The organism is Thiosulfatimonas sediminis, from assembly GCF_011398355.1.
GTDB lineage: Bacteria > Pseudomonadota > Gammaproteobacteria > Thiomicrospirales > Thiomicrospiraceae > Thiomicrorhabdus > Thiomicrorhabdus sediminis_A.
On the sequence record NZ_AP021889.1, the window covers coordinates 1,262,956 to 1,282,072 of the forward strand.

The 19,117-nt window shown below is 43.7% G+C and carries 18 protein-coding genes; 12 read left to right on the forward strand and 6 right to left on the reverse strand.

The window, feature by feature from the left end; all coding sequences use genetic code 11:
* The first annotated feature begins 148 nt into the window (after window positions 1–148).
* Entirely contained in the window at window positions 149–664 is a 516-nt protein-coding gene (locus HRR27_RS05775; RefSeq protein WP_173271782.1) for a flavodoxin, read from the forward strand.
* Window positions 665–761: 97 nt separating this feature from the next.
* On the opposite strand, the gene HRR27_RS05780 is transcribed toward HRR27_RS05775, so the two are convergent.
* A complete protein-coding gene (locus tag HRR27_RS05780) occupies window positions 762–1,418 on the reverse strand; it encodes a histidinol-phosphatase (RefSeq protein WP_173271784.1) in 657 nt (218 codons plus the stop codon).
* Window positions 1,419–1,605: 187 nt separating this feature from the next.
* Between HRR27_RS05780 and HRR27_RS05785 the strand changes: the two genes are divergently transcribed.
* The 10 genes from HRR27_RS05785 (at window position 1,606) to HRR27_RS05830 (ending at window position 13,764) form a co-directional block, all read left to right on the forward strand.
* Window positions 1,606–2,088 carry an RNA pyrophosphohydrolase gene (locus HRR27_RS05785; protein ID WP_173271786.1) on the forward strand — a complete coding sequence of 161 codons (483 nt, stop codon included), beginning with the start codon at window positions 1,606–1,608 and terminating at the stop codon, window positions 2,086–2,088.
* A 393-nt stretch (window positions 2,089–2,481) separates the two neighbouring features.
* A complete protein-coding gene (gene aceE / locus HRR27_RS05790; protein WP_173271788.1) occupies window positions 2,482–5,142 on the forward strand; it encodes a pyruvate dehydrogenase (acetyl-transferring), homodimeric type in 2,661 nt (886 codons plus the stop codon).
* 142 nt (window positions 5,143–5,284) lie between these two features.
* On the forward strand, window positions 5,285–6,595 hold the full coding sequence (gene aceF, locus HRR27_RS05795; protein ID WP_173271790.1) for a dihydrolipoyllysine-residue acetyltransferase: 1,311 nt from the start codon (window positions 5,285–5,287) through the stop codon (window positions 6,593–6,595).
* 9 nt (window positions 6,596–6,604) lie between these two features.
* A complete protein-coding gene (gene lpdA, locus HRR27_RS05800) occupies window positions 6,605–8,365 on the forward strand; it encodes a dihydrolipoyl dehydrogenase (RefSeq protein ID WP_173271792.1) in 1,761 nt (586 codons plus the stop codon).
* A gap of 334 nt (window positions 8,366–8,699) precedes the next feature.
* Entirely contained in the window at window positions 8,700–10,421 is a 1,722-nt protein-coding gene (locus tag HRR27_RS05805) for an AIPR family protein (RefSeq protein WP_173271794.1), read from the forward strand.
* A gap of 587 nt (window positions 10,422–11,008) precedes the next feature.
* Complete coding sequence (locus tag HRR27_RS05810) at window positions 11,009–11,245, forward strand: ribbon-helix-helix protein, CopG family (RefSeq protein WP_173271796.1); 237 nt, start codon at window positions 11,009–11,011, stop codon at window positions 11,243–11,245.
* Window positions 11,246–11,608 (forward strand): type II toxin-antitoxin system PemK/MazF family toxin, encoded by a 363-nt coding sequence (locus tag HRR27_RS05815; RefSeq protein WP_173271798.1) that lies wholly within the window; start codon window positions 11,246–11,248, stop codon window positions 11,606–11,608.
* Entirely contained in the window at window positions 11,605–11,823 is a 219-nt protein-coding gene (locus HRR27_RS05820; protein ID WP_173271799.1) for a DUF3820 family protein, read from the forward strand. The genes HRR27_RS05815 and HRR27_RS05820 overlap by 4 nt, the downstream gene beginning before the upstream one ends.
* A gap of 126 nt (window positions 11,824–11,949) precedes the next feature.
* The gene (gene ald / locus HRR27_RS05825; RefSeq protein ID WP_173271801.1) at window positions 11,950–13,071 is read left to right on the forward strand and encodes an alanine dehydrogenase; all 1,122 of its coding nucleotides are present in this window, start codon (window positions 11,950–11,952) and stop codon (window positions 13,069–13,071) included.
* Window positions 13,072–13,287: 216 nt separating this feature from the next.
* The gene (locus HRR27_RS05830) at window positions 13,288–13,764 is read left to right on the forward strand and encodes a CIA30 family protein (protein WP_173271802.1); all 477 of its coding nucleotides are present in this window, start codon (window positions 13,288–13,290) and stop codon (window positions 13,762–13,764) included.
* Between the two features lie 48 nt (window positions 13,765–13,812).
* On the opposite strand, the gene HRR27_RS12960 is transcribed toward HRR27_RS05830, so the two are convergent.
* From HRR27_RS12960 to HRR27_RS05845, 3 genes are all read right to left on the reverse strand, one after another.
* On the reverse strand, window positions 13,813–13,980 hold the full coding sequence (locus tag HRR27_RS12960; protein WP_173274261.1) for a diguanylate cyclase domain-containing protein: 168 nt from the start codon (window positions 13,978–13,980) through the stop codon (window positions 13,813–13,815).
* Between the two features lie 145 nt (window positions 13,981–14,125).
* On the reverse strand, window positions 14,126–14,263 hold the full coding sequence (locus HRR27_RS05840) for a hypothetical protein (RefSeq protein ID WP_173271803.1): 138 nt from the start codon (window positions 14,261–14,263) through the stop codon (window positions 14,126–14,128).
* 206 nt (window positions 14,264–14,469) lie between these two features.
* Complete coding sequence (locus HRR27_RS05845) at window positions 14,470–15,543, reverse strand: alkene reductase (protein ID WP_173271804.1); 1,074 nt, start codon at window positions 15,541–15,543, stop codon at window positions 14,470–14,472.
* Window positions 15,544–15,889: 346 nt separating this feature from the next.
* On the opposite strand from HRR27_RS05845, the gene HRR27_RS05850 reads away from it, so the two are divergent.
* Complete coding sequence (locus tag HRR27_RS05850) at window positions 15,890–17,113, forward strand: EAL and HDOD domain-containing protein (RefSeq protein ID WP_173271805.1); 1,224 nt, start codon at window positions 15,890–15,892, stop codon at window positions 17,111–17,113.
* 104 nt (window positions 17,114–17,217) lie between these two features.
* Here HRR27_RS05850 and HRR27_RS05855 read toward each other — a convergent pair whose 3' ends face one another.
* Both HRR27_RS05855 and HRR27_RS05860 read right to left on the reverse strand, forming a co-directional pair.
* On the reverse strand, window positions 17,218–18,195 hold the full coding sequence (locus HRR27_RS05855) for a sensor domain-containing diguanylate cyclase (RefSeq protein WP_173271806.1): 978 nt from the start codon (window positions 18,193–18,195) through the stop codon (window positions 17,218–17,220).
* A gap of 46 nt (window positions 18,196–18,241) precedes the next feature.
* Window positions 18,242–19,072, reverse strand: coding sequence for an alpha/beta fold hydrolase (locus tag HRR27_RS05860; protein WP_173271808.1), 831 nt, complete (start codon window positions 19,070–19,072; stop codon window positions 18,242–18,244).
* Window positions 19,073–19,117 lie beyond the last annotated feature (45 nt).

Here is a 19,117-nt window from a genome sequence, read left to right on the forward strand (position 1 = left end):
AGTCGACTGGATTAGTTTTTTTCATTGTTGATAATAAAATTAAATGAGTGGACGCGATAATTCACTATGCTATGATTGCGCCCGATTTTAACAGACTTAAAAGGAGCTGTCTTTTTAAAAAGATGGCTGATTAAAAGGATCCATATACATGAGCAAAGTTGGTTTATTCTACGGAACGGATACAGGGAATACCGAGCGTGTTGCAGATTTAATTAAGCAAGCAATGGGTGCAGACATTGTCGAAGTACATGACGTGGCAACGGCTACTGCTAAGGATTTCGCCCAATATGACAAGATTATCCTAGGCCAACCAACTTGGTATTATGGCGAGTTGCAAAGTTCTTGGGACGATTTTTGGGCAGAATTTAAAGACATCGATTTTAGTGGAAAAACGGTGGCTTGTTTTGGGTTGGGTGACCAAGCCGATTATTCAGAATACTTTTTGGACGCAATGGGGCTGATGCATGACATTGCGGTCGAAAACGGCGCAACCCCAGCTGGCTATACTTCAACCGAAGGGTTCGAGTTTGATGAATCAAAAGCGGTTACCGAAGATGGCGAGTTTTTTGTCGGTCTAGGCATTGATGAAGACCAGCAACCAGAACTGACCGATGAGCGTGTGCAAAATTGGGTGGCTCAAATTAAAGAAGAGTTTGAACTGTAATTCGCTTTTTCGCGTTATGAAGTGAATTTACATTTCGCTGTTTACGGCAGAAAGTGGAATTTTCAACAAACTGCCGCATTTTTGTATTTTGTTACGCTCAGTTGCGTAATGAAATGCACGGCCAATCATGTTCTTTGGCATAGGCAATTAAAGTTGCATCGCCATCCACCACGACAGGGTGGTCAACCAGTTTAAGCAGCGGTAAATCGTTGTGCGAATCGGAATAGAAGTAACTGCCGGCCAAGGATTTTTGCTCCTTAGCTAACCATTCATTTAAACGTGTAACCTTGCCTTCGCGGAAAGTCGGTATCCCGGCAACTTCGCCAGTATAACGACCATCTTGAATTTTACCTTCTGTTCCCAGTAGGGTTTCAATTCCATAACGTAAACCAATCGGGCGAGTGATGAAGGTGTTGGTCGCGGTGATAATCATCACCTCGTCGCCTTTCTTTTTGTGTTCTTCCACCAGTGCCAACGCTTTGGGTAAAACAATCGGTTCGATAAATTCGGCCATAAACTCAGCGTGCCATTGTGCCAATGTTGCCATGTTTTGCTGGCTAAGCGGCTCAAGCGCAAAGCGCTGGTAGGCATAGATGTCTAAAGTGCCTGCTTTGTATTCTTCATAAAATTTCGCGTTAGTCGCGGCGAATGTTGCGCCATCAACATAGCCTTTACGGACCAAAAAATCGCCCCATAGAAAATCGCTATCGCTGCTAATCAGGGTGTTATCCAAATCAAAAATCGCTAAAGCCATGGCATTTACCTAAATCGTTGCTGACAAAATTGTCGCTCATCCTAGCGCAAAGTGGGTTTTTGTCAATCTCTGCAGTGAAATGCTCAAGTAAATAAAAACCGCATAAAAACTGTATTTTTGAATTGAAAAATTAACGGTTTTTCGGCACTATTACCTCAATTAGAATTTACTGGAATATAACTTTTCAATGATTGACCAAGATGGCTATAGACCCAATGTTGGGATTATTATCGTAAATAAAGAAGGCAAGCTGTTTTGGGGAAAGAGGGTTCATCAGGATGCGTGGCAGTTTCCGCAGGGTGGGATTCGTGAAAATGAAACTCCACAGCAAGCGGTTTTTCGCGAACTGAAAGAAGAAGTCGGGTTGGATCCATCCGATGTGCGCGTCTTAGGCCGCACCGAAGATTGGCTTTGCTATGACCTTCCGAAACACCTCATTCGTCACAACAGTACGCCGGTGTGTATTGGACAAAAACAGATCTGGTTTATGCTTGGTTTAGAGAGTGATGTGTCGCGCATCGACCTAAATCGACATGATACCCCTGAGTTTGAAGCTTGGGACTGGGTTGATTATTGGCGGCCGGTGCAAGAGGTCGTGAGCTTTAAGCAAGCGGTTTACCATCGAGCTTTGACCGAACTGCAACAGAATATCGAGATATTTTGGCGATAATTATCCCCTGTAAGCCCCGTTTTCGGGGCTTTTTTGTAACCAAAACCCTCGTTTTGTTTTAGCCCAGACTAACAAGTATTGTCCGTTAAATAGTCGTAAAAGTTGTTAAAAAACAAATGCTTAGCTTTTTGCCAATTGTCTGGGCCAAGGTGGCGGTGGCATATCACTGAAAACTTAAATAAAAAGTGGTATCATGCCACAACTTTTGACTAAACCAAGTAGGGCGAAAAGCCACCTTTAATCTACTCGGTTGCATCTCGGAAATACTAAGTAGCTGGAACCCCAGATGTTCAAAATTGTTGGCGACGACGGTATGAACTACCGTTGTTGAGCGACTTTAGGCCCACCCAGCACCTAAAGACAAAATTCCAACCCATTGAGGAAAAACACATTATGAGCGAACAGTTTATAGATCAAGATCCACAGGAAACTCAAGAGTGGATCGATGCGCTGGAAGCGGTTGTCGAATTTGAAGGCTCCGACAAAGCACAGCACATCATTGCATCTCTAATCGAAAAAGCACGCGTTCACGGTATCGATATTCCATACTCGGCGAACACGCCTTATGTCAACACTATCTCCGTAGAAGAGCAAGAAAACTACCCCGGCGACCTGACTTTAGAACACAAAATGCGTGCTCTATTACGTTGGAACGCAATGGCGATGGTTGCGCGTGCAAATAAAACGACAAGCGTAGGCGGCCACATTGCTTCTTACGCTTCAAGCTGTACGCTATACGAAGTGGGGATGAACCACTTTTTTAAAGGACCAAAACATGAACTTGGTGCGGACATGGTGTTCTTCCAAGGACACACGGCGCCAGGCATGTATTCACGTTCTTTTTTAGAAGGGCGTCTGGACGCTGAGCGTTTGAAAAACTTCCGTCAAGAAGTTGACCAAGAAGGTCTATCCTCTTATCCGCATCCTTGGTTGATGGATGATTATTGGCAGTTTCCGACTGTTTCGATGGGGCTTGGGCCGCTGATGGCGATTTACCAAGCACGTTTTATGAAATATATGCAAGCGCGTGGTCTGGCACAGACTGATGGTCGTAAAGTTTGGGCGTTCTTAGGGGACGGCGAAATGGACGAGCCAGAATCACGTGGTGCGATCCAACTAGCGCGTCGCGAGAAGTTGGATAACCTCATTTTTGTTATCAACTGTAACCTGCAGCGTCTTGATGGTCCGGTTCGTGGTAACGACAGCATCATCCAAGAATTGGAAGGGATGTTCCGCGGCGCGGGATGGAATGTCATCAAAGTTATCTGGGGGTCTGGATGGGATCGCCTATTGCAGAAAGACAAAACCGGTAAATTGGTTGAGCGCATGGGCGAAGTACCTGATGGAGAGTATCAAGCTTATAAAGCGAAAGACGGTGCTTTTGTACGTCAACACTTCTTCGGTAAATACCCAGAAACCGCAGCTTTGGTTGCGGACATGACTGATGACGAAATCTTTGGTTTAACTCGCGGTGGTCACTCACCACGTAAGATTTACAACGCCTACAAGCGTGCTTCTGAAACCGTTGGGCAGCCAAATGTTATTCTTGCCAAAACCGTTAAAGGTTACGGTATGGGCAAATTTGGCGAAGCGGCCAACACTGCGCACCAACAGAAGAAATTGGATAAAGAAGGCCTGAAATATTTCCGTGATCGTTTCTCTGTGCCGGTGTCTGACGAAGCGTTGGAAAACGATATTCCGTTCTACCGTCCGGATGAAGACAGCGACATCATGAAATACATGAAATCGCGCCGTGAGATTCTGGGTGGCGCTCTGCCTGAACGTTTTGACAACGCCGAGCCGCTTCCTGTTCCGCCATTAGAAACTTTTAAAATGCTGACAGAGGGAACCGGTGATCGTGAAATGTCGACCACTATGGCGTTTGTGCGTTTAATCTCGATTCTATTGCGTGACAAAACTCTTGGGCCTCGTGTTGTGCCGATTATTCCTGACGAAGCGCGTACTTTCGGGATGGAAGGTCTGTTCCGTCAAGTCGGTATTTACGATCCAGCCGGTCAGCTTTATCAGCCGATGGATAGCGATCAGTTAATGTGGTACAAAGAGTCTGCAAACGGTCAGGTTTTTGAAGAAGGTATCAACGAAGCCGGTTCAATGGCAAACTGGGTTGCTGCGGCGACTGCGTATGCTAACTATGGCGTAAGCATGATTCCTTTCTACATTTATTATTCTATGTTCGGTTTCCAGCGTATTGGCGATTTGGCATGGGCGGCAGGTGATTCGCGTGCGCGTGGTTTCTTGATTGGTGGTACTGCCGGTCGTACAACGCTAGAAGGTGAAGGTTTACAACACCAGGACGGTCATAACTTAATTCAGTTTGACCATGTGCCAAACTGTTTAACCTATGACCCGACATTTGCGTTTGAAATGGCGGTGATTATCCGTGACGGTATTCGTCGTATGTTCAACGAGAAAGAAGACGTTTACTATTACATCACTGCGATGAACGAAAACTACAGCCATCCTGCCATGCCGGAAGGGTCTGAAGAAGCGATTCTTAAAGGTTTGTACTCATTTAAGAAAACCACCGCAAAAGCGAAGCACAAAGTTCAGTTAATGGGCTCTGGTACTATCTTCCGTGAAGTCATTGCGGCGGCTGAAATGTTAGAAACAGAGTGGGATGTTGCCGCCGATATTTGGGGTGTTCCAAGTTTCAACTTGCTACGTCGTGACGGCATTGAAACCTCGCGTTGGAATATGTTGCATCCAGAAGCGCCGGCAAAAGCTCCTTTTGTTACTGAAATGTTGGCCGGTTCTGAAGGGCCGTTTATAGCGGCAACCGACTATATCCGTGATTATGCAGAGCGTATCCGTGATTATGTTCCAGGCAAATACTATGTATTGGGTACCGACGGTTTTGGTCGTTCGGACACTCGTGAACAACTACGTAAATTCTTTGAAGTTGACCGCTACTATGTGGTGATTCAAGCTCTGAAAGCACTGGCGGATGCTGGTTCGATCAAAGCTTCTGTCGTGACCGAAGCGATGAACAAATACGGCATTAATGCTGAAAAAGTTTATCCGGTTTATGCGTAATTATTAAGCTGCTCCCGCTTTGTGCGGGAGTGGCTTTTTTTACCTCAGAATTTCACGTATGACTCTCTCATACAGCGTATTTTTCAGCCGATTGCGCTCGTCAATCTTTGCGCAGTAGGCTAGTTTAGCAAGGAAGATTCCCATGGCTATTACACAAGTTAAAGTCCCTGATATTGGTGATTTCGATTCGGTTGAAATCATCGAAATTCTTGTTGCCGAAGGCGATGTTGTCGCCATTGACGACTCTCTCATTACCCTTGAATCCGATAAAGCAACCATGGAAATTCCATCGCCAGTGGCGGGGAAAATTACCAAACTGGTAGTTGCGGTTGGTGAGTCCGTTGCTGAAGGCGATTACATTTTAGACATTGAAGTCTCCGGTGAAGCCGTCGCGGAAGCAATTAAACCGCAAGCGCCGGTCGCACAAGCGGCTGCGCCAGTAACGGTTGCACCTGCACCTGTTGCCCCTGACGTGGTTAAGCAACCAGATCAGAAAGCACCAGTAGCGGCCAAACCGATTAATCCGCAAGCGATGAGCGCGGCTTTCCACGCGTCGCCTTCTGTGCGTGCTTTTGCGCGTAATTTAGGGGTTGATTTAACCCACGTTGAAGGTTCTGGGCCAAAAGGGCGCATCAAACAAAGCGATGTTGAAGCTGCGATTAAGGCCGTGATGTCGGGTCAGAAACCGGCTCCTGGGCAAGCGGCGATGTCGGGTAGCGGTATCCCGCCGATTCCGGCAATTGATTTCTCGCAGTTTGGCGAAACCACCGCCGAAGAACTGGGGCGCATTAAGAAAATCTCCGGCAAGTTCCTGCACGCAAGCTGGTTGAATGTGCCGCATGTCACTCAATTTGACGAGTGTGACATTACTGAGATGGATCAGTTCCGCAAGGACCAAAAAGCGGCGGCTGAAAAAGTCGGGATTAAATTGACGCCATTGGTGTTTGTGATGAAAGCGGTGGTTAAAGCACTGCAAGATTTTCCAAGTTTCAACGCTTCTTTGTCAGCCGACGGTCAGTCGATTATCAAAAAACATTACTACAACATCGGTATCGCCGTGGATACGCCAAACGGTTTGGTGGTACCTGTAGTCAAAGATGTGGATAAGAAAGGCATTTATGAGTTATCACGCGATTTGATGGAAATTTCCGCCAAGGCACGTGACGGTAAACTTGGGCCAAAAGAGATGTCTGGTGGTACTTTCACCATTTCTAGCCTAGGCGGTATCGGCGGTACTCAGTTCACGCCAATCGTCAATGCGCCGGAAGTGGCGATTATGGGCTTATCTAAAGCCAAGATTCAGCCGGTTTGGAATGGCAAGGAGTTCGCGCCGCGTTTGATGATGCCGTTTAGCGTTTCTTATGACCATCGCGCGGTTGACGGTGCTGAAGGCGTCCGTTTTACGACCGCCGTCGGCAACTACCTGTCTGACCTTCGCCAGTTAATTTTATAAGGGTATTTCATGAGTAAGATTGTTGATATTGTCATTCCGGATATCGGAGATTTCGCTGCGGTTGAAATCATCGAAGTTTTAGTGAATGCCGGTGACGAAGTTGCCCAAGATGACTCTTTGATGACCTTAGAATCGGACAAAGCGACCATGGAAATCCCAGCGCCTTATGCCGGTAAAATTGTCAGCTTAAGTGCGGCGGTGGGCGATAAAGTCTCCGAAGGCTCGATTGTCGGCACCATGGAAATCGCCGATACCGACACGGTGGCGGCCAATGTGGAAATTTCGGTCGCGGTGAGCGCGCCAACCGAAGCGGCACCTGCGCCTACCGCCGTTTCTGCTGCCGGCATCGCGGCCGATATGCAGTGCGAAGTGTTGGTATTGGGTTCCGGTCCCGGCGGTTATACCGCCGCTTTCCGCGCGGCGGACCTTGGCAAAAAAGTGGTGATGGTCGAGCGTTATGACAACATCGGTGGTGTCTGTTTGAACGTCGGTTGTATTCCGTCAAAAGCGTTGTTGCATATGTCTGTTGTCTTGAACGAAACGCGCGAAATGGGCGCACACGGTATTACTTTTGCCGAGCCGCAAATCGACATCAATAAGATGCGCGATTACAAAGATTCGGTGATCGGTAAATTAACCGGCGGTCTTTCTGGGCTGGCGAAAGCGCGTAAAGTCGAAGTGGTTCACGGTTACGGTAAATTCACCTCATCGCACACGGTTGAAGTCGAAGCCGCCGATGGCTCTAAAAAGACCATCGGTTTTGAAAAAGCGGTTATCGCTGCGGGGTCGCGCGTCATTAAACTGCCGTTTATCCCGCATGACGATCCTCGTGTGATGGATTCTACCGACGCGCTTGAATTGGAAGAAATTCCGAATCGTATGTTGGTGATCGGTGGAGGCATTATCGGTCTGGAAATGGCGCAGGTTTACGACTCATTGGGTGCCAAAATCACTGTGGTCGAATTGGGCGACACCATTATTCCGGGGGCGGATAAAGACATCACCAAGCCGTTGCTGAAAAAGATTAAAGCGAAATATGAAAATGTTTACCTAAAATCGAAAGTGACCAATGTTGAAGCCAAACCAGAAGGTTTAGTCGTGACGTTTGAAGGCAAAGATTGTCCGACAACCGATACGTTTGATCGTATTTTGGTGGCGGTCGGTCGTGCGCCGAACGGTAAATTGATTGATGCCGATAAAGCCGGTGTTGCGGTCAACGACTGGGGCTTTATTGACGTCAACGAACGCCAAAAAACCAATGTTGACCACATCTACGCGATCGGTGACATCGTTGGGCAACCAATGTTGGCGCACAAAGCGGTACACGAAGGGAAAGTCGCGGCAGAAGTGATTTCTGGCATGAACTCCGCCTTTACCCCGATGGGCATTCCATCGGTGGCCTATACCGATCCCGAAGTGGCTTGGGCAGGTAAAACCGAAGACCAACTTAAAGCCGAAGGCATCGAATACGAAAAAGGCGCTTTCCCTTGGGCAGCTTCTGGCCGTAGCCTAAGTCTAGGTCGTGACGAAGGTCTAACCAAAGCCATGTTCTGCGCCAAAACGCACCGTCTACTCGGTTGTGGAATTGTCGGGCCAAACGCCGGTGAATTGATCGCCGAAGCGATGCTAGCGATTGAAATGGGCGCGGATATGCAAGACATCGGTCTGACGATTCACCCACACCCAACACTGTCAGAAACACTTTGCTTTGCAGCAGAAATGGCGGAAGGGACGATTACCGACCTGATGCCACCAAAAAAACGTAAATAGTTTGGGTTGCGTCTAAAACTCGCCATTTCTGCGTTATGAAAATGATCACATAGTTTTACTATGCTCAACATTTTCAAGCCTTGAACTGACAAGTTTTATTTCGCAACTTAGTGCTTTAAGAAACCAGCCTTAGTGCTGGTTTTTTTATGGAAAAGTTTTCTTTAAATGAATAAAAAATAAGTAATTTTAAATACTTAACTATCCTATAGTTAATTGGTCTATAATGCCTACATCGTAAAAAAACGTGAATTTTTTATTAATTGAAATATGGAATTGAAACAATGGAGTCTGCCCCTATTGCTTCAATTCATTGTTGAATTAAAAGGTCTAGTTAGTGAGTAATAATAAGATTTTATTAGAGGGTTGTATCAAAAAATTTCAAGAAGTTAATGAGCTTGAATTAGAGGAGAGCGAGCTATTTGAACTGTTTTCACTTACTCAAATTCATAAAGATCAAAGTATTACATTTGAAAATATTGAAAACTCGATTGTAGATGGATCAAAAGATGGTGGTATTGATTCGATTATGATTTTTATTGATGATGAATTGGTTGAAAGTATTGATGATCTTGAAAGCTTCAATTTTTCTAATAGAACTAAGACGGTATTTATTATTTCTCAATGCAAAAAAGAAAAATCATTTAAAGAAACTGTAGTTGACAAATTAATCACATCCATCCCTGTTCTTCTTGATTTAGAACAAAACGAGTCAACTCTTTTAAAGCGTTTTAATCCCGATTTGGTGAGCCAAGCCTTGCTACTATTACAAGTATGGAAAGATACCGCCATTGGTGGTGGAAATATTTCCCTTGACTACATGTATGTTACAAATGCTAATGAAGTTGAGGTGAATAATGTTTTCATTGAAAAAGTTTCCCAGCTAAAAGCTTTGACTATCAAATTACTTTCCACATCAGATGTAACTTTCGACAATTTCAGTAGCAAAGAATTGTTAGAGCTTTATCAAAAACAAAAATTAAATCGTTTATCTTTAGAATTTAAAGATCGACCTTTAATGATTGATTATGGTAAGTCAGGCATAGGGTATATCGGTACCGTTACCCTAGCGAAATATAAAGAGTTTCTGACATCTGAAAATAACAATATAAGAGATGATTTGTTTGAAAGTAACATTAGACACTTTCAAGGGCTTGTTGATGTTAATAAAAATATTATGAGTACAATTAACAATCCTTCTGATGAAGATTTTTGGTGGCTTAATAATGGAATTACGATAATTGCGGAAGAACCAAAAGAAGTTGGAAAAACACTTTCGATTGAAAATGTTCAAATAGTTAATGGCCTTCAAACTTCATATTCGATATACAACAATCATAGTAAAGATGAATCAGATAAAAGATCTGTGTTGGTAAAGGTTATTATAAATAATGATAAAAATACTACAGATCACATCATCGCTTCAACAAACAGTCAAAACCCTGTATCACCAACCTTACTCAGAGCAACTGAAAAAATTCAAAGAGACCTTGAACTATATTTTCTTAACTCTGGATATTACTACGATAGAAGAAAAAATTATTATAAAAATTTAGGTAAGCCGTCAACTAAAACTTTCAGTATTCAATATGTTGCACAATCAATTCAATCAATTATTAATGTTGAACCGCATTCAGCAAGAGCAACACCAACAACTTTATTAAAAAAAGATGCTTCATATAAATCTATTTTCAATTCATCTAGGGATTTCAAAGCATATCTTAATTGTTGTCTCATAAATAGAAAAGTTAATGAGTTTTGGACGAAGTTTAAAGATGCTGGAATTAAAGCTAAAACGTCAAATTTTAAATTTCATTTAAGTTTGTTGCTAACTGTAATAGTACTCGAGAGTAAAAATGTTAAATTTCAAGATATTGTTGATTTTGATTTTGAAAAGTTAAATCAGGCTGAGTTTGATGATGCTATTGATAGGCTTTCAAAATTAATTGAAGAATATTTAAATGATAATGAGAATACAAACCTTATAAATATTGCAAAATCAAAATCTTTCACCAATTTTTTATTAGATAACTTTAATGGAACTAATGGGATAGGATAATTAGGGCTAGAATAATTGTAATTACTTTAGTTGGAGTAAAATTAAATTTTTAAATTGTCTATATTTGATAAAAAGCAACGGGGTCAGACTCCATTGCTTTTATGCCTTAATGTGGTTAGATACTTTAAACCCCGCTAATAGTAACCAAGTTTGGTTGTTTTTAGTGGGGTTTTTGATTGGTAGAATAGGTGTTTTCTTTTCTTGGTTGAAGTTCACCCTTTATTTTCGATGTTTTGTTTAAAAGCAACGGGGTCAGACTCGATTGCTTTTGTCTAGTTTCGTTGTAGGGATAAGAATCCAATAAAAACCAGCCTTAGTGCTGGTTTTTTATGGCTCGTTCCCTCGTTCGACGTGAGAACGCATAACTAGGGAAAATGCAAGTAAGGATATGCGTTCCAACGCAGGAGCGTTGGAACGCGAGAAGGATGGCATTGCGTAGTAGGGCTTCTTCGCAAGTAAAGGTGTAAGAGTAAGATTAACTTTATCTTGAAGAGCTGCGTTAAAAACTAAACCAAGTTTTCAAAACTTGTTTATGTGGTTGGTTTTGTTTAGACTGGTATTACTTTGGTAATACTGTGAGTATTTTTATGAAAACCATTACGATTAAGGCATCGGATGAATTTGCTCATAATTTAGTTGAGTTGGCGAATCAATTGCATTTGTCAAAAAGCGAATTGATTCGCCAAGCGGTGGAGCGTTTTCGACAACAGCAGGCGGAAGCTTTGCTTAAAGCAAAAATGCAGGCTGCTGCGCAAAAAGTTCGTGTGCATTCTGAAATAGAGGATTGGGACGATACGCTTAATGATGGATTGGAAGGTCTGTAAATGAGCACTTTTTTCCCCTTAAAACGAGGCGGGATTTATTTGGCTAATTTGAATCCTGCGAAGGGTTCTGAACCAGGTAAAGTTCGACCTGTGTTGGTGATACAAAATGATTGGCTCAATGAAGTACAGCATGCGACCGTGATTGTTTTGCCTCTAACAACGGTTTTAGTCGACGATGCAGAGCCTTTGCGTTTTCGTTTGTTTGCTCGTGATAAGTTACAGAAGTCTTCGGACGTGCTTTGTGATCAAATTCGAGCATTGGATTTGAGAAGAATCACCTCTGATTGTTTAACGACTCTAACATCAGCAGAACTTGCGTCGATTGAACAAAATTTAAAACAAGTTTTGAATTTGTCTTTATGAATCCAGAGAATTTAAAAAAGCTTGTTGAAGTGACGATGCCTTATGGAAAGTACAAGGGGCGAATTATTGCGGATTTGCCGGGAAACTACCTTAATTGGTTTGCGGCTAAAGGTTTTCCTGATGGGAATTTGGGGCAGTTATTGGCTCTGATGCATGAGCTTGATCACAATGGTTTAAAACCGCTGTTAGACCCCTTAAGAAAAGAGAACCGCTAACAAGCGCAATGGGGTCTGTTCCATTGCTTTTACATATGCCCCAAATTATACGATTTAAGATGGTTGTTTAAAGTTTGCATCACTGTGTATCATTGAGCCGTTCTTGTTCGGATTGAGGTAATCAAGATGATAATCGGTGTTCCTAAAGAGATTAAAAACAATGAGTTCCGTGTCGGTATGACGCCTGACAGTGTTCGGCAAGCGATTGCTCATGGTCACCATGTATTGGTCGAAAGCCGCGCGGGCATCGGTGCGGGTTTTACCGATCAGGAGTATCTTGCGGTGGGTGCCGAAATCAAAACCACTGCGGCTGAGGTGTTCTCTGCGGCAGAAATGATTGTCAAAGTAAAAGAGCCGCAGCCGATTGAATGCGCCATGCTGCGCAAAGACCAGATTCTATTTACCTATTTGCATCTTGCTCCAGCCCCTAAACTGACCGAACTATTAATGCAAAGTGGTGCCGTTTGCATTGGCTATGAAACCGTCGAAAATGAACAACAACGTCTGCCTTTATTAGCTCCCATGTCGGAGGTGGCAGGGCGTATGTCGATTCAGGTCGGTGCGCACTTTTTGGAGGAGACCTATGGCGGTCGCGGTGTTCTGCTTGGTGGCGTCACCGGAGTTGAACCGGCTGAAGTGCTGATTTTGGGTGGCGGTACGGTTGGGCGCAATGCCATTCAGATGGCGGTTGGTCTGGGCGCGAATGTCACCGTGCTGACGCATAGCTCGGCTAAAGCAGAGCGATTGAAACAAGAGTTTGGCGACAAAATTCGCACGGGCGTATCGTCACCAGAATCGATTTCGGAAGCCATTATGCAAGCCGATCTGGTTGTCGGTGCGGTGTTGGTTCCGGGCGCTAGTGCCCCTAAGCTGATTCGTAAATCGCAACTTAAATCAATGAAACCGGGTGCGGTGCTTGTCGATGTCGCCATTGATCAGGGCGGCTGTTTTGAAACCTCACGACCAACCACTCATCAAGAGCCGACCTTTATTGTTGACGGCATTGTGCATTATTGTGTGGCCAATATTCCCGGTGCGGTTCCTCGCACATCGACTTTGGCGCTTAATAAGGCGACTTTGCCCTATATTTTGAAACTCGCTGACCATGGTTATAAAACCGCCTTAATGGCAGACGCGGGCTTTTTAAAAGGGCTGAATGTGATGGATGGTCAAGTGACCTGTGAGAGCGTCGCGCAAAGTCTTAACTTGGATTATATTGAGCCGATTGCCGCATTAACTCATAACTAAAAGGTCTTGACCTTGTCAGCGATGAGTTGTATTTGACCTCAATTATGCCAATGCGATAGAAAGCGTGAGTAGCGGCATTACAACGAATCTCTGTGTCTGCAGCACGGTTTCTAAATGCCAGTCTTTCTTCTGGGGTAAGTACACGTTTTTTTAGTGTAATATGTGTTTTCCTTTTAAACGTAGCAAGCGTTATTTAAATCTTCGGACAGCATAGCAATGAATCAAACAGAATTATTTTCGGCGAATAGCGAGCACCAGTGGCAATTGGCGACGGATCAAGTAATGGGAGGCGTGTCACAGGGCACGATTCAGGCACATGCTGATGGGGTCAGTTTACAGGGTTCGGTGAGCTATGAAAATAATGGTGGTTTTGTGCAGATGAAATGGCCGTTTGCTAAAGATTTATCGATGCGTCAATTTGATGGCGTTTGGTTTGAGGCGTGTGCCACTGAGCAACTTGTCATTGATGCTGTCTTGAAATCTTCGCAACTTTGGATGCCTTGGCAGTCGTTTCGTCACAGTTTGCAGTTAACTCGGGACTGGCAGAGTTTTTATATTCCGTTCAGTGATTTCGCACCTTATCGAACACAAACACGCTTGAATACGAACAGCATCACCCAATTTGCTTTGCTTTTAGGTGAGCAGGGTTCCCATCAAATCACGGTGCGTCGATTTGGGCTTTATAGCGTTTAAATAACCGTGTCGATAAAAACTTTTAATTGACCACTACAACTCGATAATTTAGCTCAGAATGATTTGTGTTTGGTTTTTGCCGTTGTTTTTTGAGATGTAAAGCGCTTGGTCTGCTCTTTTTAGTAGATGGATTGTATCGTCGCCGTTTTGATAGGTTGTAATCCCAAAGCTACAGGTCTTTGACGCTATTTCTGGGAATTTATGCTCTGCAGTGATTTCAGATCATTTTCAATCAGCGTTTTTAGAAGCATTGTAGCAAAGAGAGTAGCCATTAATGATTGAAGGTTCGGTAATAAAAAACCACGGCTTATGGACCGTGGTTTTTGCAGTAAACCCAGCGTAAAGGCTGGGGTCTAGTGAATTAGATGGATGAAATTGACGGAATGCCGATTGCAACAAGTGCTGCGATCGCTGCTGGGAGGGCGGCGATAATGGCTGCGCCTGCTCCAAGCAATGAGTGGCCTTTTTTTGCAATTGCTTTACCCATTCGTGAACGCATAACTTAATCTCCTGTCGTTATTACATTAAGTTGATAAAATTTATTTATCGGATTTCAATTTAGCAAAATAAATTTTATAGATAAAGGGTGTTTATGGGTAGGTTAATAATTTTTTAATGATTGGCGAAATGCTCAAGGTTTGCTTACTATTTTTTAGGTTACATGAAGGATAAGCCCGCGCCCAGAAACGCGGGTTTTTTTGTTGCTTAGTCCATAAATGGGTAGTCGGTATAACCTTTCTCATCCGGGGTATAGAATGTGTCTGAATCAGGAGCATTGAGTTCTGCGCCAGCTTTGATTCGTTCTGGTAAATCCGGGTTAGCGAGGAAGCCGGTGCCAAAGGCGACCGAGTCGGCCATATCGTTTTTAATGACTTCCGCCGCTTCATCAGCGGAATATCCCATGTTAACCATCAAATGCCCTTGGTAATGTTTACGGGCGATTGGAATGACATCGGCTTGTTGCACGCCAAAGAAATCCGCGCGCATTACATGCAAGTAGGCCAAATTAAATTGATTGAGATGTTGCGCTAAATAGGTCATCCATGCAACCGGATCACTGTCTTGCATGCCATTGAAACTGTTAAGCGGAGAGAGGCGAACGCCAACCCGGTCAGAGCCGATTGCACCAGAAACCGCTGCAATAATTTCGCTCAGGAATCGTGCGCGGTTTTCAAGTGAACCACCATATTCATCGGTTCGTTGGTTTGCACCATCGCGCAGAAATTGATCGATCAGATAGCCATTGGCAGCATGGATTTCCACTCCGTCAAAACCAGCGGCAATGGCGTTTATCCCCGCTTGGCGGAAGTCTTCGACAATCTCGGCAATCTCTGTTTTTGTCAGTGGATGTGGAATGCTGTAAGGTTTTTTGCCTGCTGGGGTGTATGTTTCATCATCAATCGCAATGGCGCTGGCACTCACTGCTGGTTTATGATCGTTGAACAAAGGATGTGCGGCGCGACCGGCGTGCCAGATTTGCATATAGATTTTTCCACCAGATTGATGAACCCCCTTGGTGGTGGCTTTCCAGCCTTCAATCTGTTCAGGCGAGTAGATGCCAGGATCGTTGCCAAAAGCAGAAGTTTGCGGTGTCACCATCGTACATTCTGTGATGATCAATCCTGCACTGGCACGTTGCGTATAGTATTCCGCCATTAATGCATTTGGAAGATGATCAATGGCTCGACAACGGGTCAGGGGCGCCATAATAAAACGATTGGCTAAAGTTAGGTTACCCAGTTTAACGGGTTGGAACAGTGGTGCGGTATTGATTGGCATTCATGTATCCTTTTTATAGCAAATAAAACGACGAGTGTAAGTGAATAAGTATAGCGCTGTCGTGAGATTCAAGAGCCATTGTTTTATGCGATTCGTTCGTTGCTTGGTCGACCTTTATATGCAATTCCCTATGCCCACTTATCAAGACTCAATTAGTGTTTGTTTAATCATTAAAAAGCCGTGAAAATTTTTATTTGTACGAGTATTCTTTAAACCGTTGTCAAAGTTTTCATTGCGCTTTAGTTGGTTCGAGAAGTTGATTGTGAATCGCATTAAATTGCTTTTGGGCTTTGGCGCACAGATGTTGCATTGCTACAGAGAAGTTAAAAAAACAGAAAGGATACTCATGCACCATAACTTGATTTTGAATAAATTGCCGATTTTGGACGCTGATAAGAAGCTTTATGCCTATCAGTTGAATGTTACGCCTTTGCCGAATTTAGCGTTGCAGGGCCTTAACTGGGAAGAAGAATCTCAAGCTTTATGGGCAGGGGTTGAAGAGCATATTGGTTTGGATGTGTTAACCGCGGGTAAGCCTGTTTTTTATCAAGCACCTATTCAGATGTTGAGTTTAGATTTATTGCCGGCTGTAGAACCGCTTTCGCAGTTGTATGTCGAAGTAAATATTGATTTTTTGAGTAATAAAAAGGCGTTGGCTGCGATTAAAGAGATAATGCAAGCCGGGGTTAAGATTGCTTTGACCGACTTTGAGGCGAATGAAGCGAATGAGAAATTGTTATCCATTGCCAAGTTGGTCAAGATTCATCCACAAGGATTAACATCAGCTGCGTTGCAAGAGATGATTGGCAACCTACGCGCAAAAAATTTACAAGTCGTTTTGATGGATGTCGAAACGGAAGAAATGTTTGAAATTCTAAAACAGCAAGGCGGGGCATTATTCCAAGGATACTTCTTTACGAATCCGATTGTGTCTACACAACAAGAAGTGGCCAGCAATAAATTGGCGATGCTTAAGCTGTTAGGCGAGGTGAATAATCCAGATGCTGAATTTTCTGCCTTGGCGGCCATCATCGGATCGGATGTCGGCTTGACGCATAAGCTACTGGCAGCGATTAATCATCCGCAAAATAATTTGCCTTATGTGGTCGAGTCATTGAAAGAAGCGGTTAATTTCATGGGCTTAAAGCGTTTGAAATTTTGGGTTAATATGTTGATGTTGTCCGAAGTGGATGATGTGCCAATGGAGTTGTTGGTTACCGCGCTGGTTCGAGGTAAATTCTTGGAATCCATTGCTGAAACCCTGCAACGTAAAGATGAAATGGACCGTTATTTTATGGTTGGATTGTTTTCAACATTAAATGCGTTTTTAAAGGCACCGATGGTCGATATTATTGACGAATTGCCAATTTCAGATGAAGTGAAATCGGCTCTGGTCAGTCAAGAGGGCAAAATGGGTAAAGCGTTGTTTGTTGCTCGTGCTATGGAACAAGGTAATATTCAGCTTATTTTTGCTGGTTTTGAGGGGCTGGATATTATGGCTATCTCCAGTAATTATATGGATGCCAGTGGCTGGGCGCGTAAAACATTGGATAGTTTAAAAGCCGCTTAATAGTTGAAAATCCTTGCTCAAAAAAGCCCGCTGGTTGTTCCAAGCGGGTTTTTTTATGGTAAGGCGAAGTAAATTCTTGTAAAGAAAGTGAGGTATTCAGCGTCTTATTTAATTTCTACGCGGTTTCGGCCATTTTGTTTGGCTAGGTAAAGTGCTTGGTCTGCGCGTTTATATAACAGCGAGTTGTTATCATCGGGGTGTACTTGAGTTACCCCAAAGCTCGCAGTGACCTTGCCGCACACAAAGTCACCTTTGGCAATTGCACTACGATGGCGTTCAGCGACGTCTTTGGCTTGATCGACTTGGGTGAGAGGCAGAATAATCACAAATTCTTCACCGCCGATGCGGGTCAAAATATCGATTTCACGCAGCTGTTTGGTAAGAATTTTAGCGATATTTTGTAACACTAAGTCGCCAATATCATGGCCATGTAGGTCGTTGATTTTTTTGAAGAAATCAATGTCGAATAGAATGATTGAGAAGACTTGCCGACTGCGCTGATAGAGTGCGAGGTTTTTTTCTAATTCGCGCTCATAGACTCGTCGATTTGGTAATTGGGTTAAGGTGTCGGTGGCCGAAAGCGCTTGTAATTCGGCATTGGCGATTTCCAGTGCTTGTTGTTTTTGGACAATCTCTTTTTGTGCCAATTGCAGTTCTAAATTCATCGCCTCTTTTTCTTCAGTCGCCATTTCTGCACGGCGGCGTTCTTGAACTAGGGCTTCTTCTATTAGGCGGCGGCGTTGCATTTTCATCAGTGCGTAGCTGTAATATGCTTGATTGTCATGCAAAATTTCTTTGCAGTTAATCAACACCGGTAAAGCATCCTGCAGTTTGGTTTTGAGCAATAAGTAATTTTCTTCAATTTGTTGGTTTTTTTGCAGATGTGGCAGAATATTGCCTAAAAAAAGCATTCGACTTGAGGTCGTCATCAGCGTACCAATGTGTTTGCCTAAGAGTTCTTCTTCACTGGTTTCAAGCCATTCGCAAAGTACTTTATTGACCGCGGTAATCTGGCTTTTTAAATCCGTAGCGATATAGCCGCAAGGAATCTGGTTTAAGGTGAGTTTGCTTTTTGACTGCACGAGGAAGTTAGCCTTTTACTCAAATAGAATGGATGGTGGTTGGAGACTATTCAATTGTCTGTATTTGAATATGCGCTTGAATCGCCGTCACTAAACTATTGGGGTTGGTAATCTGAGGGTAGTGGCCGGTTGCTTCAATCTTGCATATTTCACATTGTTCAAGATGAGACTGCAAATAGTTGATAACTTCGACTGGCACGATAATATCTTCCAAACAGTACAGCACGCAAACCGGTACTTTGACTTGGGCAAGTTGATCACGTAAATCACAGAGAAAAGTCGCTTTGGCAAAGGTTTCAGAAATAAGCGGGTCATTGCGTAAAAAAGTTATTTTCAAATCTTCACCAAATTGCGGGCTATTTTGATTGCCGACGGCAATCGGCGCCAGATAATTGGCCCAGTCAAAATAGTTTAAATGCATCATCTCTAAGAGTCCAAGCACGTCTTGATAATCAAACCCGCCAAAATAATCGACTTCGTTTATATAGTGTGGCGAAGGCGCAATGGTAATCAATTTGGTAAACAAATCTGGACGCTGAATGGAAGCCAGCATACCGATCGCGCCGCTGACGGAGTGCCCGATAAGATAGATGTTTTGTAGGTTAAGAGCTTCGCAAATGGTGATTAGGTCTTCGGCATACGCGTCTAAAGTGCTGTAGCGTTGGTGATCAAATTGCGTTGTATCGGAGCCGCCAGAACCTAAATAGTCGAATAATACGATGTGATAATTTTCTGCAAAACTCGGGGCAACCTTGTGCCAGATGGTTTGGTCGCAGCCAAAACCGTGTGCAAACAGTAGGGTTGGTTTGCCACTCCCCGTTTGATGGACATTGAATTTTGTTATGATTTGAGGCGCGTAGGCTTGGGTGAAATTCATTATTTCAGCCTTTATCCGTTAATATTTGCCTTGCCATTGTAGCGG

Coding starts and splice junctions, on each gene's coding strand:
- HRR27_RS05775 (WP_173271782.1), top strand. CDS start 149: ATGAGCAAAGTTGGTTTATTCTACGGAACGGATACAGGGAATACCGAG.
- HRR27_RS05780 (WP_173271784.1), bottom strand. CDS start 1,418: ATGGCTTTAGCGATTTTTGATTTGGATAACACCCTGATTAGCAGCGAT.
- HRR27_RS05785 (WP_173271786.1), top strand. CDS start 1,606: ATGATTGACCAAGATGGCTATAGACCCAATGTTGGGATTATTATCGTA.
- aceE (WP_173271788.1), top strand. CDS start 2,482: ATGAGCGAACAGTTTATAGATCAAGATCCACAGGAAACTCAAGAGTGG.
- aceF (WP_173271790.1), top strand. CDS start 5,285: ATGGCTATTACACAAGTTAAAGTCCCTGATATTGGTGATTTCGATTCG.
- lpdA (WP_173271792.1), top strand. CDS start 6,605: ATGAGTAAGATTGTTGATATTGTCATTCCGGATATCGGAGATTTCGCT.
- HRR27_RS05810 (WP_173271796.1), top strand. CDS start 11,009: ATGAAAACCATTACGATTAAGGCATCGGATGAATTTGCTCATAATTTA.
- HRR27_RS05815 (WP_173271798.1), top strand. CDS start 11,246: ATGAGCACTTTTTTCCCCTTAAAACGAGGCGGGATTTATTTGGCTAAT.
- HRR27_RS05820 (WP_173271799.1), top strand. CDS start 11,605: ATGAATCCAGAGAATTTAAAAAAGCTTGTTGAAGTGACGATGCCTTAT.
- ald (WP_173271801.1), top strand. CDS start 11,950: ATGATAATCGGTGTTCCTAAAGAGATTAAAAACAATGAGTTCCGTGTC.
- HRR27_RS05830 (WP_173271802.1), top strand. CDS start 13,288: ATGAATCAAACAGAATTATTTTCGGCGAATAGCGAGCACCAGTGGCAA.
- HRR27_RS05840 (WP_173271803.1), bottom strand. CDS start 14,263: ATGCGTTCACGAATGGGTAAAGCAATTGCAAAAAAAGGCCACTCATTG.
- HRR27_RS05845 (WP_173271804.1), bottom strand. CDS start 15,543: ATGCCAATCAATACCGCACCACTGTTCCAACCCGTTAAACTGGGTAAC.
- HRR27_RS05850 (WP_173271805.1), top strand. CDS start 15,890: ATGCACCATAACTTGATTTTGAATAAATTGCCGATTTTGGACGCTGAT.
- HRR27_RS05860 (WP_173271808.1), bottom strand. CDS start 19,072: ATGAATTTCACCCAAGCCTACGCGCCTCAAATCATAACAAAATTCAAT.